The following is a 15,592-nucleotide window of genomic DNA, read 5'->3' on the forward strand; positions in this document are numbered from 1 at the left end:
AGAAGAAAAAAGTATAGTTTGTAATAAAATAGAAAAAGCCGCATTGGAGAGGAAGAAAAACTTCAGCTCTGATGCGGCTTTTGGAATGGTAGATTATAATTTCTCCGGCGTAAATACACCGATATCATTTCCGGTTCCGCTAAGTGGCATCTGATAACAGGCAGAGTCATTGCCGTATTCATAGAAGTAAAGGTACTGTGAGGTGGTATGTAATGCGGTATAATTACCGGATATCAGTAATTCCTCATTGCTTCCGTCGGTGAGACAGCGGTAGATACCGGCACCCTCGCCATTTTTCTGATAATAGATATAATCCCCGGTGACGTTGTAGCAGTCAATTCTGGATGGGATGATAAGGTTGGCAGTACCGCTGCTTAAGGAATAAGTGCTTAGTCCATAATCGTTGTCTCCATCCATGTAATAAGCCGTGTCATTGATTACAGTCGGTTCATAACAGGTGCAGCTATAGAGTGTAGCAACAGAGTTGTCGGCAGTATCAAGCTGCAGGAGAGAGTGGGAATCGTTTTCGCCATTAAAGTACATATACTGTCCATTAGAGGAGCAGGTCTTATAAGGAAACTTAGAAACCTGTTCTTTTTTTGTGCCGTCGATCTTTATCCGATACAGGGTAGAAGCCGTTTCTTTGTCATAGTGGATATAGTAAATATAATTTCCGTACAGTCCAGCATAAAGACTTGGGTCGTCATCTAAAATGGTAACCCTGCCTCCATCACGGTTGATACGGCATAAGCTGTTAGTTCCAAAATTCAGAAAAGAGAAATTAGTATCCTCACTCTTGTTGTTTCGGACATAGTAAACATAGTGATCATCTGCATTGATATAAGAGACGGTATCATCGGAAAGCTTCTTCATATCAGAACCATCAGGATTCATGGAATAGAGTCGGTGGTTGTCGGAAGGATTACTGAAGAAAACAGTGCCGTTGCTTTCACAGAAAAGTCCACCGTTATAAAGATTACCGGCAGAATTTCCATTGACATAACCGGAATTCATTTTTGTGCGGTTAAGAAAATGAATCAGACAAAACACTGTAATCAGAATAAGAATAATTGCAATCGTGATAAAGAGCTGTTTTTTTCGTTTGTTTTTCATAAGAATCCTCCTTTGATGTTATATGTAATCAGACGATTGTGAAATTTGGAAATACGACAGGAGGATGTTTTTCTTTCCGATATTTGACAGAATGGCAGCTTTGTCCGGCTGATTGCGGATGCAATTTCTGTAGTCTGTTAGGGGCACTTGGAATTTCATTAATAACTGGCAACGCTGGCACAGGATGTGCCAGCGAGGCGCAAGTTGAACATGGATGTGAATTTGCGCCGGTTGCCACAACTATGTGATATAAAATGGAAATTCTTAGTGCCCCTTGCAGACGAAAGGATGTATCCGCTGCAGCCGGACAAAGTCGCTATCCAGTCAAAGCAACGGAAAGAACTTTCCTATAATATTTCCAAATTCCACAATTCTTACGATAAAAATTATAACTTTCTTTCGGGAAACTTGCAACCGAAATGGGAATGGTATATGATAGAAAAAAATAATAAGGTGAAAGATAACAATGAAAGATTTAAAAGAGATAAGAGCAGAAATTGACAGCGTGGACAAAGAGCTGGTGTCACTGTATGAAAAACGTATGGCACTGACCGAACAGGTGGCAGATTATAAGCTTTCTACCGGGAAAAAAGTCTTTGATAAGGCAAGGGAAGAAGAAAAGTTAGAAAAGGTAACTTCCATGGTAGATGACCCGTTTTTAAAGCGTGGAACAAGAGAACTTTTTGAACATCTGATGAGCATGAGCAGAAAAAGGCAGTATCAGAAGCTGGCAGAAAAAGGCATTATGGAGCCGATACCATTTGAAGAGGTAGCGGCACTTCCGGATAAAAATATAAGAATCGTATATCAGGGAGAAGAGGGCGCATACAGCCAGATGGCAATGCAGCAGTTTTTCCATGATACCACAAACAGTTATCATGTGCAGACCTGGCGGGATGCCATGGAAGCAATCGCAAAAGGAGAAGCAGATTATGCAGTGCTTCCGATTGAGAATTCTTCTGCCGGAATTGTGTCAGAAAATTATGATTTGCTGGTAGAATATGATAATTGTATCGTGGGAGAACAGATTATTCCAATAGACCACTGCCTGCTCGGAACGAAAGGCTCAAAGCTATCTGATATTGAACAGGTATATTCCCATCCGCAGGCACTGATGCAGTGTGGCAGATATTTGGACGAGCATCGGAACTGGGAAAAACACAGCTTTAAGAATACTGCCATGGCAGCAAAAAAAGTAAAAGAAGATGGTCTCCTAAGACAGGCAGCCATTGCCAGCCGTCTTACTGCCGATATTTACAGGCTTGATATATTGGACGAGCATATCCAGGATAACAGCAATAACTGTACAAAGTTTGTCATTGTAACCGGCCGTAAGATATTCTTAAAGAATGCCGGAAAAATCAGTATCTGCTTTGAAATTCCGCATGAAAGTGGATCTCTTTATCATATGTTATCCCATTTTATTTTTAATGATTTGAACATGAATAAGATAGAATCAAGACCATTAGGAGAGCGGAACTGGGAATATCGTTTCTTTATTGACTTTGAAGGAAATTTAAATGAGAGTGCAGTAAAGAATGCATTGCATGGAATCAAAGAAGAAGCTGAAAACTTTAAAATTCTTGGAAATTATTAGAAAGACAGGTAAGACATTAAGATGAAACATTCAGGAGAATTAATTTTATATAAGAACTTTGAAAATGGAGAATTATTTTATAATTTTACATGGATTTTGGAAAACTATGATAGTGAATTTTACAATCGGTCTGATATAGTAGAATTGTATTATAGATGTTTGAACCAACTGATTGAACTGGCAGTGAGCCACGGTTTTGAAGGAAATCTGTGGCACTGTTTTCTTGCGTTTATTATGGTAAATAATGAAAATGCCTACAGTACCGCCTGCGAAATGAAAGGAGCAGTAAACGGAAGTATCAATGCGATTGCAGCCCATGATTTTGCTATTTTAAAAGAAATGTTTGATTATAACTTAAATGAAGTGGCAAAGACTCTGGAAATTGATGATATGGATGTGCTTCAGAATTTCAAGGGACCGGATGATAATGGAAGCGTATTTAACAAACGTATCCGTGACTGCATCTGTGAACTGGCTGTAGAACTGGCAGGAGCAAAGGATACCAATGCATTTCAGGACAGCGTAACCGGATTCTATGCAAGATTTGGTGTGGGAAATCTAGGCTTACATAAGGCATTCCGTATCCAGAATACCAATGGTGTTGTAGAACTGGCACCGATTACCAGAATCGCTCATGTGAAACTCGATGACCTGGTAGGCTATGAAATTGCCAAGAAGAAGCTGGTGGATAATACAGAAGCTTTTGTAAAGGGAAAGAGTGCCAATAACTGTCTGTTGTTTGGTGATGCAGGTACCGGTAAATCAACCAGCATAAAGGCAATTGCCAATCAGTATTATGAGCAGGGACTTCGCCTGATTGAAGTTTATAAGCATCAGTTTAAAGATTTGAACACGGTTATTTCCATGATAAAGAACCGTAATTATAAATTTATTATATATATGGATGATTTATCTTTTGAGGAATTTGAAATTGAATACAAATATTTGAAAGCTGTAATTGAAGGTGGGCTGGAGAAGAAACCGGACAATGTGCTGATTTATGCAACCTCAAACCGCAGACATCTGATTCGTGAGAACTTTTCAGATAAAGAGGAAGTGCGTGAGGATATGCATACTTCTGACACCGTACAGGAAAAACTTTCGCTGGTATATCGTTTTGGTGTATCTATTTACTTTGGAGCACCGACCAAGAAAGAATTCCAGCAGATTGTAGTAGAACTGGCAGAAAAGCAGGGAGTACATCTTCCGGCAGAAGAGCTTTTAGCAGAAGCCAACAAATGGGAGTTAAGTCATGGTGGACTTTCCGGAAGAACCGCACAGCAGTTTATCAATTATATGTTAGGACAGGAAGTGTAACAGAAGATTTACACAGGAGGAGGAGCACGGATGAAGACTTTTGCAGCAATTTATATCGGGTCTTATGAAATCAGCATGAAAGTGTTTGAGCTTTCCATTAAGAGAGGAATCCGGGAAATTGACCATGTCCGCCATAGAATAGAATTGGGAAGGGATGTTTATTCCCAGGGATATGTTGGATATGAAACAGCGGATGAATTGTGTCAGGTGCTGAAAGAATTCGTGGGGATTATGGAGATGTATCGGACGGATGAGTATGAAGCATATTCAGGTCTTGTCATCCGGGATGCACAGAACGAAGCATTTATTTTAGACCAGATACGGATTCGAACCGGACTTAATGTGAAAGTGCTGAGCAATTCGGAACATCGTTTTATCAGTTATAAGACGGTGGCATCCCAGAAGAATTTTGAGGATATGACCAGTCAGAATGCAGCAGTAGTTGATGTAGGTGGTGGCAGTATGCAGATAACACTTTTTGTAAAAGGAAAGGTAGTTACCACGCAGCATCTTCTGATTGGAATTATGCGTGTACAGGAGAAACTCTTTGACCTTGGCATGCAAAGCAGCGGTAATTATGAGCAGCAGATACAGGAAGTCGTAGATAAGGAATTAGAGGTCTTTAAAGCTCTTTATCTGCCAAAGGATGGCATCCGTTATGTTATTTTTATGGGAGATTATATCTCTGCATTTATGCCGAAAATCAGTAAAGAAAATGGCAAATGTATGGTAGATGCGGACAAGTTCTATCGTTATACGGAGAAGCTGAGAGCCAAGAATACAGGACAGATTGCAAGAGAATTAGGAATCACCAACGAGAGTGATGCATTGCTGATTCCGGCACTGGTTATCTATCGTCAGTTAGTTGCTGCATTAAATGCGCAGAATGTTGTTGTTCCGGGTGTGAATGTAAATGATGGTATAGCATATGATTATGCACAGCGGCATAATATGGTGAAAGCAACACATGATTTCGAAGAAGATGTAATATCTGCGGCGGAATGTATGTCCAAAAGATATTTCGGCTATCAGCCACATCTTGAAGCATTAGAGCAGATGGCAGTCCGGATATTTGATGCCATGAAGAAGATTCATGGATTGGGAAACAGAGAGCGGCTGATGCTAAGGACAGCAGCCATTCTCCATGACTGTGGTAAATTTGTCAGTCTGGTTAATGGACCGCAGTGCTCCTATGACATTATTATTTCTTCAGAAATTATTGGATTGACTCATCTGGAGCGTGAAATTGTGGCGTCTACGGTACTTTATAATACACTACCGATAGACAGCTATGACAGACTGGCAGATAAGATGGATCATGACAGTTATCTTACCGTAGCCAAGCTTGCAGCTATCCTTAAGGTGGCAAATGCCATGGATAGAAGCCACAAGCAGAAATTTAAGAATGTAAAGACATCTGTTTCCGGAAGAAATCTGATTATTACCATAGAGACGGAAGATGATGTGACCTTGGAAAAGGGACTGTTTGAGTCCAAGGCGTCCTTCTTTGAAGAAGTATTCAGTATGAAACCGGTGATTAAAGTGAAAAAGGTCTATAGTTAGGAGAGTATGCGAATGGAAAAATTAAAAGAATATACGAATCCGGAATATTATGAAAACCGTGAGTTGAGCTGGATTAAATTTAATGGCAGAGTATTGAATGAAGCAAGAGACAAATCCATTCCGCTGCTGGAGCGGTTAAAATTTGTCAGCATTACTTCTTCAAATCTGGACGAATTTTTCATGGTACGTGTGGCTTCTTTAAAGGATATGGTACATGCGGGCTATAAGAAAACAGATATTGCCGGTATGACAGCGTCTGAACAGTTAGCAGCCATTAATCATGATACCAGGGAATTGGTAGAACTGCAGTATTCTACTTATAACCGTTCCCTGATTCCGCTATTGAATGCAAGAGGAATCTATATTGTAGATGCCTATGAAGATTTGGAAAATTTTCAGGCAGAATATGTAGACCGTTATTTTGAAGAAAATATATATCCGGTACTGACACCGATGGCAGTGGATGCATCCAGACCATTTCCGTTGATTCGCAATAAGACATTAAACATTGTAGCTTTACTGGAAGAAAATCCGAAGAAGGATGACCTCCTTGGCAAAGAAGAAGAGAAGAAGCTTAAGGCAGAGGGGAAGAAGGGCGGAACCATCTATGAATATGCAACCGTTCAGGTGCCATCTGTATTACCAAGGCTGATTCCAATTCCATCCGTAAAGGAAGGCGAGAAATCCTTTATCCTGTTGGAGCAGATTATTGAGAAGAATATTTCCAAATTGTTCTTAGGCCATAAAGTGGTCTGTGCTTATCCGTATCGTATTATGCGTAATGCGGACCTTTCCTTTGATGAGGACGAAGCAGAGGATTTACTGAAAGAAATTGAAAAATCCCTAAAGAAACGGCAGTGGGGCGAAGTTATCCGGCTGGAAGTGGAATATGGCATTGATAAGCGTCTGCTGGCATTTTTAAAGGATGAACTTCGGGTAGAGTCAGAGGATGATATCTTTAAAATCAATGGACCGATTGATTTGACTTACCTGATGAAGATGTATGGACTGGAAGGCTGTGATGATTTACGTTACAAACCATATACGCCACAGCCGGTGCCGCAGATCCAGCAGGGAGAGAGTATCTTTGATGCGATTAAAAAAGGTGATATTTTACTGCATCATCCATACCAGACCTTTGATCCGGTAGTCGAATTTATCCGTCAGGCAGCCAAAGATCCGGATGTACTGGCAATCAAACAGACACTTTACCGTGTCAGCGGCAATTCGCCAATCATTGCATCGCTGGCGCAGGCAGCAGAAAATGGCAAACAGGTATCTGTTCTGGTAGAATTAAAAGCCCGTTTCGATGAGGAAAATAATATTGTCTGGGCAAAAAAATTAGAGAAAGCAGGCTGCCATGTCATCTATGGTCTGGTGGGCTTAAAGACCCACAGCAAGATTGCACTGGTCGTAAGAAGAGAAGAAGAAGGCATCTGCCGTTATGTACATCTTGGAACCGGAAACTATAACGATTCCACTGCAAAGCTGTACACAGACTGTGGTATCTTTACCTGTTCGGAAGCAATCGGAGAAGATGCAACAGCAGTATTTAATATGTTATCCGGTTATTCTGAACCGCTGTCCTGGAACCGGCTGGTGGTAGCACCAATCTGGCTGCGGAAGCGTTTCTTGAAATTAATTGAGCGTGAAACAAAATACGCCAGGGCGGGAAAGACAGCCAAAATTGTTGCCAAGATGAATTCTCTTTGTGACCGTGATATTATTGCAGCTTTGTATGAAGCATCAGCAGCGGGAGTGCAGATTGATCTGGTGGTACGTGGAATCTGCTGCCTGAAGGTAGGCATTCCAAAGATCAGTGAAAATATCAGAGTGCGTTCCATTGTAGGAAATTTCTTGGAGCACAGCAGAATTTTCTATTTCTATAATGATGGACAGGAAGAAATTTACATGGGAAGTGCTGACTGGATGCCGCGTAACTTAGACCGCCGTGTAGAGATTATTTTCCCCGTAGAAAATGAAGAGTTAAAGCATAAAGTAATGCATATTCTGGATGTGGAACTGGCAGATAATACGAAAGCACATCTCCTTCAGAAGGATGGCACCTATGAAAAGGTTGACAAACGTGGAAAGGTACTGGTGAATTCACAGCTGCAGTTCTGCAGGGAAGCAGAAGAAGCAGCACCAAAGCCTGCAGATGTGGTAAAAGACCGTATTTTTATTCCGGCAGAACCGGTAGAGGACTAAAGAAATCAGACACTTTTGCCGATATATAATATGAAACCATTGAAATAAAGCTCCAGGGAGGGGATTGTCGCATACGGATATGACGGTTATTTTAAGGTTCCGGTTGTTTTGCTCGTTCATGAGCAGGAAAGACAGCAGAATAGAGGGTATTCGGATGAATCCAGCCGGAAAAAATGTTCCGAAAATGAATTTGAACGAATCTTTCGAAATGCATTAGACGAGGTGAAAGACAAAAAATAGAAAGTATCTATAAAGAGGGACTGTTGTTTTACAGAAATTGTAAAATGACAGTCCCTCTTGGTGTACATGAGTAGTAAGCTATCTGCAATGCAGCGCATTTTTAATATCCGATAAAATATAATAAGGAATCGGCATATGTCTCGTTCCGTTTCCCATGGAAATATAAGGTTTGTTACTTCCGTGGAAGTCAGAGCCACCAGAAATAAGCAGATGATATTTTTGTGCAAGCTTCTTGATGTTCTGTTCGTCACCAAGCTGGTAGCTGGAATAGACGGCTTCAATACCATCTAAATGGCTTTCTTCTACCAGTGTCTGAACCAGAGCGTCCAATCGGTCTGCATTCATGCGATAGAGTACCGGATGGGCTAAAATGGCAAGACCACCGGCATGATGAATCAGGGAAATACCTTCCTGCGGAGTGATTTTAGGACGGTCTACATAATAAGGACAGTCATCCCCGATATATTTACTGAATACTGCATTCATATCTTTGGCAAGACCATGATTTACAAGGTATCTTGCAATATGTGCCCTTGTAATGACTGCATCCGGAAATTCTCTGATAAGACTGTCATAATCAATGGCAAAGTGTGCCTCCTGCTGCAGTTTATCAACCATCAGGCGGTTGCGGTCTGTGCGGGAAGAACGGAATGCATTTAATTTATCATTAAATACTTTATCGTCCGGGTTAATATATAGCCCGACCATATGGATTTCACGATCATCCAGTTCACAGGAGAGTTCAACACCGGCAATGACTTCCGGTGCATCCGGGGAGTTAAGCCGCAAGGTTTCTTCCTGTGCTTCTCTAATACCATCGATACAGTCGTGGTCAGTAAGGGCAAAGGCATATATCGAATGACGTCTGGCTTCATGAACCAGCTCAGATGGAGTAAAAGTTCCGTCAGAGCAGGTTGAATGTACATGTAAATCAATAAATCCTGTTTCCATGGTATAATCCTTTCTAACAGCTCGAAACAATTATTTTTTAGAATTATTTATGAATATGATTATAAGAGTAATCTTTCGTTTTGACAATCCGGAAGAAATGAGAAAAATCTTTTGCGTATAAAAACAAAGTCCTTTATACTGCAATTAGGAAAAATAATCTGCAGGGGGGCAGGAAGCATGAAAAAAATTTTAGAAGTAAGTATGCTTGGAACATTTCGAATGCAATATGGAAATCATTCCTTTATCATAGACCGGAAATCAACGACAAAGACGAACCGGCTGCTTCAGATTATTCTGCATGCGGGTACAGAAGGGGTAACAAGGGAAGAACTGGTGGGAAGACTATGGGAAAATGAGGAGGTCGCAAACCCATCCAACAGTTTCCGGGCAATTCTTTTCCGGGTGCGGAAACTGCTTAAGGAGCAGGGACTGCCGGAGAGCGATTATATTATAAGCCGAAAGGGAGTTTATTACTGGACACCGGAAATTCCGTATCGTTGTGATTGCATTTCTTTTGAAGAGAAGGCAGAGCATGCATTGAAACAGGCGGAAGATTTTGGAAAAACAGAATTAGAGGAAGCAGTCAGGCTGTACCGTGGAGAATTTTTGCCGGCACTGGGAGCATCGGAATGGGTAATTTTCTGGGCAACGAAATACCGGAAATTATATATGTCCTGTGTAAAGAGACTGTGCGGAATTTACCGGGATGAGCAGGAGTATCAGAAATTATATGAGATAGCAGAAAAAGCAGCGGTTCTTTATCCACTGGATGACTGGCAGGTATACCAGATGGAGGCATTGATTGCCATGAAGCGTTCCAAAGAGGCGGTGGCATTATATCATAAGACAGAAGAAATGCTGCTGGCAGAGCTTGGCAGTGAGCCTTCAAAGTCTATGCTGGAACAATTAAAACGAATCAGCAGCTGTGTTACGGAGGATGATGCCACTCATATTCAGGCAATACAGGAGAAGCTGGAAGAAGAGAGAGAGGAAGGAGCATTTTACTGTTCGTATCCTGTTTTCATTGAAAATTACCGCTTTGCAAAACGGGTTTTGCAGCGTACGGGAAAGAGCGCGTGGCTTCTTATGAGCACCATTACCGATGGGAAGGGGTATGCTTCTGAAGGCGGTGTTCATTTCGAATACATCCGGGCAGAACTGGAGCAGGCATTGAAAAACTCCCTGCGCAGCGGTGACCTGTATACCAGATACAGCACAAACCAGTATCTGATACTTTTAATAGGTATTGAAGAAGAAAATTGCGGACTTGTGATAGAAAGAATCAATGACAACATGGAACGGACGGCTGGAAAGAAATATGTGAAATATCATAAAGTATTGGTGAATGGAACAGACGAGTAGATACGAGGAGAAATACAATACAAACAGGAAGATTTAAGTACAATTCGGAAGAATAAAGAAAAAATAGAAAAATATAACGCTTTTTATAACACAGAGTAGGCTATGATTGGTTATACAATTCATAAATCAACAGGAAATGGATAAAATGAATAAAAGGAGAAAAAACATGAGAGTAGCCAAAATGTTGGGAAAAAGAATTACAGCTTTTGTAATGGCGGCATTGATGGTATTGTCCTTATCCGGAATAACCGGGATGACAGTAAAAGCTGCCGAAAAGGATGATACAATTAAGATGCAGCTGCAGGATACGAAGAAAATCGAGTGTTCTGCATGGATTGCTTACGAAACCAAGTGGAGTGTTACCGGTGGAAAAAATAAGGTAACATTAAAGAATACAAATAAGAAAGAGGTATCTGTAACTGCAGATAAGACAGGAACAGTTACTTTGAAGTGTAAATATAAGAACTGGCTCCTTCAATGGGAGACAGAAGAGTATACCATTAAAATCAGTAAGAGAACTCCGGTATTTGAAGAGAGCATTTCAAATCTGACTTATAACGGAAAAGTCCAGACACTGAATGCAAAGAACTTTGTAAAGGATGGTCCAAAGAGTGGTATTGCTGGAACCTGTGACAAAGAGATTTTAAATGCAGGAACTTATACTTATACGGTTACAACACCGGCAACAGATGTATATGAGGCAGGAAGCAGGACTTATACGGTAACTGTAAATAAGGCAGAGGCAGTAATTAAGGAAAAACCATCTGCAACAATCAATCATATGTCCGGAAAACTGAGAGAGTCCCATCTGAATGGCGGAATGGCAGTAGCGGTCAATGATGAGAACCAGGAACTGGAAGGCCATTTTGAGTGGCGGAGCCCGGATGAGACACTGTGGTTTAATACTACCGGAACTGCAATCTTTGAAGATGTAGACCATCATGTAGTATTTGTGCCGGAAGGAGATGCAGCAGAGAACTATAAAGAGACGGTATTTATTGTACCGGTAAGAACTTATTTAAAAGCATTGTATGCAAATCTTACAGCCAGCGATTTTGAATATAATGGCAGTAATGATGAGAAGAACTTAAGTTGTGATGCCAATGCATACAGCTGGGGAATTGAAAAAAATCCAAGCATTTCCATTACTTATACTTATTATGATGAGGCAGGAAATAAATTAAGCAAAGCACCGGTGGATGCAGGAACTTATACGGTAATTGCAACAGCCAGTGCAAAGAAATTTGAATCCGCAGACAGTAATGAAGCAGCCTTTACTATCCGGCAGAAACCGTTGACCAATGAAATGGTAACAGCAAAGGATACTGAGTATACCGGAAGCACAGTTGCGGTTGTGGTAAAGGATGGAGACAAAACATTAGTAGAAGGAAAAGATTATACTGTAATATACAGTGGAAGTAATCCAAATGCAGGAGAGACATCAGCAGCAATTACCGGAATCGGTAACTATAAAGGAACGGTAAATACAACCTATACCATTCTTCCGAAAGAAGTGGAAAATGACAGCGTGATTGCAGCTGCAAAGGAAAAATATTATACCGGAAAAGCAGTAACACTCAGTGAAGAAGATGTGACCGTAACTTATAATGGAAAAGTATTAACAGCAGGAACTGATTATACTGTTGGTAATTACAAAGATAATGTAGAAGAGGGAACTGCTCTGGCAACCGTAACCTTTACCGGTAACTATAGTGGAACTGTAAATGTAAGTTTTGGAATCAGTAAGATTCGTGCAAAAGTATATGCTAAATACGGAAATGGAAAACTGCTGCTGTTAAGTGGAAACTGTATTTTAGATCCGGCTGTATTAGAAGAAGCAGCAGATTATGCGACCACGGAGGAAAGCGTAATCCGCGGATTCATTTTAGAGGATGAAAATGCAGGTGTAGTGACAACATATACAAAACTTTTCCGCAATACAGAGGGTTATAACGTATATGTAAAGGTAGCAGATACATTTACGCAGAAGGCAGAGTTCTACATCCGGAAAGCAGGAACTGTCCGTCCGGAAGGAACAGTTGGTGATGCAACAGCAAATTATGACTATATAGGAAGAGCAGCAGTTTCTTTAAATCAGCTGAAAGTGACAACTGATATGTCCGGTTTTACTGCACCAGCGTCTTTTGATGCAGAAAAGAATTATGATGGAAAGATGCCGGTAACCCTTGCATCTGTTTTAGATGCATATGCAGCAAACAGTGGCATTGCAGGGGATGATGCAAGATTCTACCGCATCGAATGGTACCGGATGATTAATCCGAATTCCTGGCATATTGATGGAGAAATTGTTGATAACAGTTATACCGTTACTTTTATGGTAGACGGAAATGTATATCAGGAAGTACGTGAAGTAAAGGGAACGGAAGTTTCTGTAACAGATCCTGTAAAGGCAGAGACAGAGACAACAACCTATGAATTTACCGGCTGGACTTTAGAAGATGGCAGTAAAGTAAATGTTGCAGATTTAAATGATAGTACCGTAGTGTATGCTTCTTTTGATGAAAAGGAGAAAGAAACTGAGCCGACTGAACCAGTTGGACCGACCGGGCCAACCGAACCAACCCAGCCGACTGAGCCGACCCAGCCGACCGAACCAACCCAGCCGGCCGAATCAACGGAACCGGCACAGCCGGCAAATCCAGCCCAGCCAGCATCATCAGAAACAGCGGTAACTCCGGCAGATAACAATACACAGCCGGAGACAGCAGCACAGACACCGGTAATCCAGGCACAGACTCCGGTTACACAGACCCAGGTGGCACAGACACCAGTCAGACAGCAGCAGGCAGCACAACAGCCACAGGATGCAGAAGAACCGGTGGTATTAGAAGATGAAGAGGTTCCACTGGCGAATGTAACGGACGATAATGCAAAACAGGAAGTAACTGCATTAGAAGATGAAGCAGCTCCTCTGGCAGCAAATCCGGCGGGAGAAGATAACTGTATCATCCATTGGATTATGATGATTCTTACGATTGTATTTGCAGGATATAATGTAGTAAGGGCAGTACTTCGTCAGAAGAGAAATGCATAAAGGCAGGAGGCAGAAAGTATGAAAAAAGTAGATGGAATCATTGCTGTTATATATGTAATTGCTATGGCAGTGCTGTTTTTCTTAAGAGACTGTGAGAAAGATCTTCCAATGGGAATTCTGGCACTGGCTGTTACCGCAGCTGCAGTAGCATGTATGGTTATCCAGAATAAAAAGCGTGATAGCAAAGCAGCAAGAGCTTAAAAAAATAATATAAATAAGTATTGCAGGCAGGACGATAGAAAATGAAAATACATTTTGTCGTCCTGCTGTTTTTAGTTGCCAGCCATTTGAAGAAAGCTTTCACTTGACATTATTTTAAAATTGAGCTATTGTATTAATTAAATAATACAGTAATAATTGCAAAGAAGAAAAGGGAGATTAGGTATGGCAAAGAAAAAGAAGAAAATGGAGTTTGAAACAATGCAGGTAAAGCTGCCTCATGTAAAGGGGCTGTCCATTATGCTTCCGGTTATTTATATTTTATGGGTGGCAGTGATGTATTATCTTCTGCTTCCGGCATTGAATATTCATTCCAGAGGTTTATGGCTGTTTGTATTAGGCGTTATATTATTCCCGTTAGGAATAATAGGTGCGTTGGTATCGGCAGCCAGGAAGGCAGAAGGTAAGTCTGCAGGAAAGCTGGAAAAGCCGGTAAACGGTATTTTTGCAGCAGTTGGAGTGATCGGAATTCTGTTCCTGATTCTTTTATTTTATGGCAGCAAAATGTTCCATGCACAGGCATATGCAGATATCCTGACCATCGAAGACAGTGATTTTAACAGCGATATCAATACAGCATCTTCTGTATCAAAGATTGCGTTAATGGATACGGACAGTGCAGTATTGCTGGGTAATCGTGAAATCGGAAGCCTTTCAGAAGTGGTGAGCCAGTATAATGTATCGGAAGACTACACACAGATTGATTATCAGGGGGCACCAACGAAAGTATCTGCATTAGAGTATGCCGGCTTCTTTAAATATATGGGAAATAAGGAAAATGGTGTTCCAGGTTATATAACTGTTGATCCGGTAGGACAGAAGGCACAGTATGTTCCGGTAAAGGAAGGAATGATTTATGTTCCGTCTGCTTACTTTGGCAAGGATTTAAGAAGGCATATCCGTATGAATTACCCGGATAAACTTTTCGGAAATCTTCATTTTGAAGTGGACGAAGATGGAAACCCATACTATATTGCCAGTGTATACAAATACACCATCGGTTTATTTGGTGGAGAAACTGTTGAGGGTGCAATCAGCTGTGACCCAATCAGCGGAGACTGTCAGTATTATGATGCATCAGAAGTGCCGAACTGGATGGATGATGTTTTTGACGGGGATCTTCTGGTGGAACAGTATAACTGGTATGGAGAATTATCTAATGGATTTATGAACAGCATCTTCGGCAAAAAAGGCTGTAAGAAATGTACGGAAACGGTAGTAGAGGATGAAGACGGAGATGAGGAATCTTACGAAGCAAACTTCGGCTATGTTGCCAAAGACGGGGATATCTGGATTTATACCGGAGTTACTTCCGTCAATGATGATGCCTCCAATATCGGGTTTATACTGGTAAATGAGCGGACTTCAGAAGCACATTATTACAGTATTGCAGGAGCAGATGAAAGCTCTGCAATGGCTGCTGCAGAAGGAGAAGTGCAGGAGAAAGGATACCGTGCATCTTTCCCGTCTTTGATTAATGTAGATGGTCAGCCGACTTATATTATGGTATTAAAAGATGCCAGCGGCATAGTGAAGCTTTATGGCATGGTAAATGTAGAATCTTATAATATGGTAACAACAGCAGCCAGTCTCGATGAGTGCTTTGCAAAGTATCGTAAGATGACAGGCAGTGACGGTACAGAAAACACTGGGAATCCGGAAGAGGCAGAAAATTCTTCCGGGGACAGCAACAGTACTGCAGGTAATGCACAGACAGCAGCCAAGGGAAAAATAATTCCGGAAGGTGAGACAGAGACAAGAATTTTTGTAATCAGTGAAATGCAGTATGTTGAGATTGCAGGAGAGACTTATGTTTATCTGGCAGGAGACGACGGTATGGTATACTGGCAGAAGTTTTCTGATAATGAACAATTGATTTTCCTGCATGCGGGAGATACCGTTACTGTAAATGGAATTATGGATAAAGATAATATTTACTGGATAGATACCATTAGAATCATGTAGTA

10 protein-coding genes are annotated in these 15,592 nt (G+C 41.1%); 8 read left to right on the plus strand and 2 right to left on the minus strand.

Annotation, left to right across the window (positions count from 1 at the left end):
- Positions 1-93 precede the first annotated feature (93 nt).
- The gene (locus tag DWV68_RS09105) at positions 94-1,113 is read right to left on the minus strand and encodes a DUF5050 domain-containing protein (RefSeq protein WP_118665600.1); all 1,020 of its coding nucleotides are present in this window, start codon (positions 1,111-1,113) and stop codon (positions 94-96) included.
- A gap of 466 nt (positions 1,114-1,579) precedes the next feature.
- Here DWV68_RS09105 and pheA point away from each other — a divergent pair, with 466 nt between their 5' ends.
- Genes pheA through DWV68_RS09130 form a run of 4 tightly spaced genes read left to right on the plus strand, consistent with a single transcriptional unit; the run spans position 1,580 to position 7,798 of the window.
- Entirely contained in the window at positions 1,580-2,710 is a 1,131-nt protein-coding gene (gene pheA / locus DWV68_RS09115) for a prephenate dehydratase (RefSeq protein ID WP_022244094.1), read from the plus strand.
- A 21-nt stretch (positions 2,711-2,731) separates the two neighbouring features.
- Positions 2,732-4,027: an ATP-binding protein gene (locus tag DWV68_RS09120; protein ID WP_117698734.1), complete on the plus strand. Its 1,296-nt coding sequence runs from the start codon at positions 2,732-2,734 to the stop codon at positions 4,025-4,027.
- A 30-nt stretch (positions 4,028-4,057) separates the two neighbouring features.
- On the plus strand, positions 4,058-5,590 hold the full coding sequence (locus tag DWV68_RS09125; RefSeq protein WP_117841208.1) for a Ppx/GppA phosphatase family protein: 1,533 nt from the start codon (positions 4,058-4,060) through the stop codon (positions 5,588-5,590).
- 12 nt (positions 5,591-5,602) lie between these two features.
- Entirely contained in the window at positions 5,603-7,798 is a 2,196-nt protein-coding gene (locus tag DWV68_RS09130) for an RNA degradosome polyphosphate kinase (RefSeq protein WP_117841207.1), read from the plus strand.
- A 318-nt stretch (positions 7,799-8,116) separates the two neighbouring features.
- On the opposite strand, the gene DWV68_RS09135 is transcribed toward DWV68_RS09130, so the two are convergent.
- Positions 8,117-8,989 carry a PHP domain-containing protein gene (locus tag DWV68_RS09135; protein ID WP_117841206.1) on the minus strand — a complete coding sequence of 291 codons (873 nt, stop codon included), beginning with the start codon at positions 8,987-8,989 and terminating at the stop codon, positions 8,117-8,119.
- A gap of 177 nt (positions 8,990-9,166) precedes the next feature.
- On the opposite strand from DWV68_RS09135, the gene DWV68_RS09140 reads away from it, so the two are divergent.
- From DWV68_RS09140 to DWV68_RS09155, 4 genes are all read left to right on the plus strand, one after another.
- On the plus strand, positions 9,167-10,351 hold the full coding sequence (locus DWV68_RS09140; RefSeq protein ID WP_117698730.1) for an AfsR/SARP family transcriptional regulator: 1,185 nt from the start codon (positions 9,167-9,169) through the stop codon (positions 10,349-10,351).
- 166 nt (positions 10,352-10,517) lie between these two features.
- Positions 10,518-13,406 carry a hypothetical protein gene (locus DWV68_RS14885; RefSeq protein WP_278336410.1) on the plus strand — a complete coding sequence of 963 codons (2,889 nt, stop codon included), beginning with the start codon at positions 10,518-10,520 and terminating at the stop codon, positions 13,404-13,406.
- A gap of 18 nt (positions 13,407-13,424) precedes the next feature.
- On the plus strand, positions 13,425-13,607 hold the full coding sequence (locus DWV68_RS09150) for a hypothetical protein (protein WP_117698320.1): 183 nt from the start codon (positions 13,425-13,427) through the stop codon (positions 13,605-13,607).
- 183 nt (positions 13,608-13,790) lie between these two features.
- Positions 13,791-15,590, plus strand: a complete 1,800-nt coding sequence (locus DWV68_RS09155; protein ID WP_118057805.1) for a hypothetical protein — start codon at positions 13,791-13,793, stop codon at positions 15,588-15,590.
- Positions 15,591-15,592 lie beyond the last annotated feature (2 nt).

It is taken from the genome of Roseburia sp. AF12-17LB (assembly GCF_003479605.1).
Lineage (GTDB): Bacteria > Bacillota > Clostridia > Lachnospirales > Lachnospiraceae > Roseburia_C > Roseburia_C amylophila.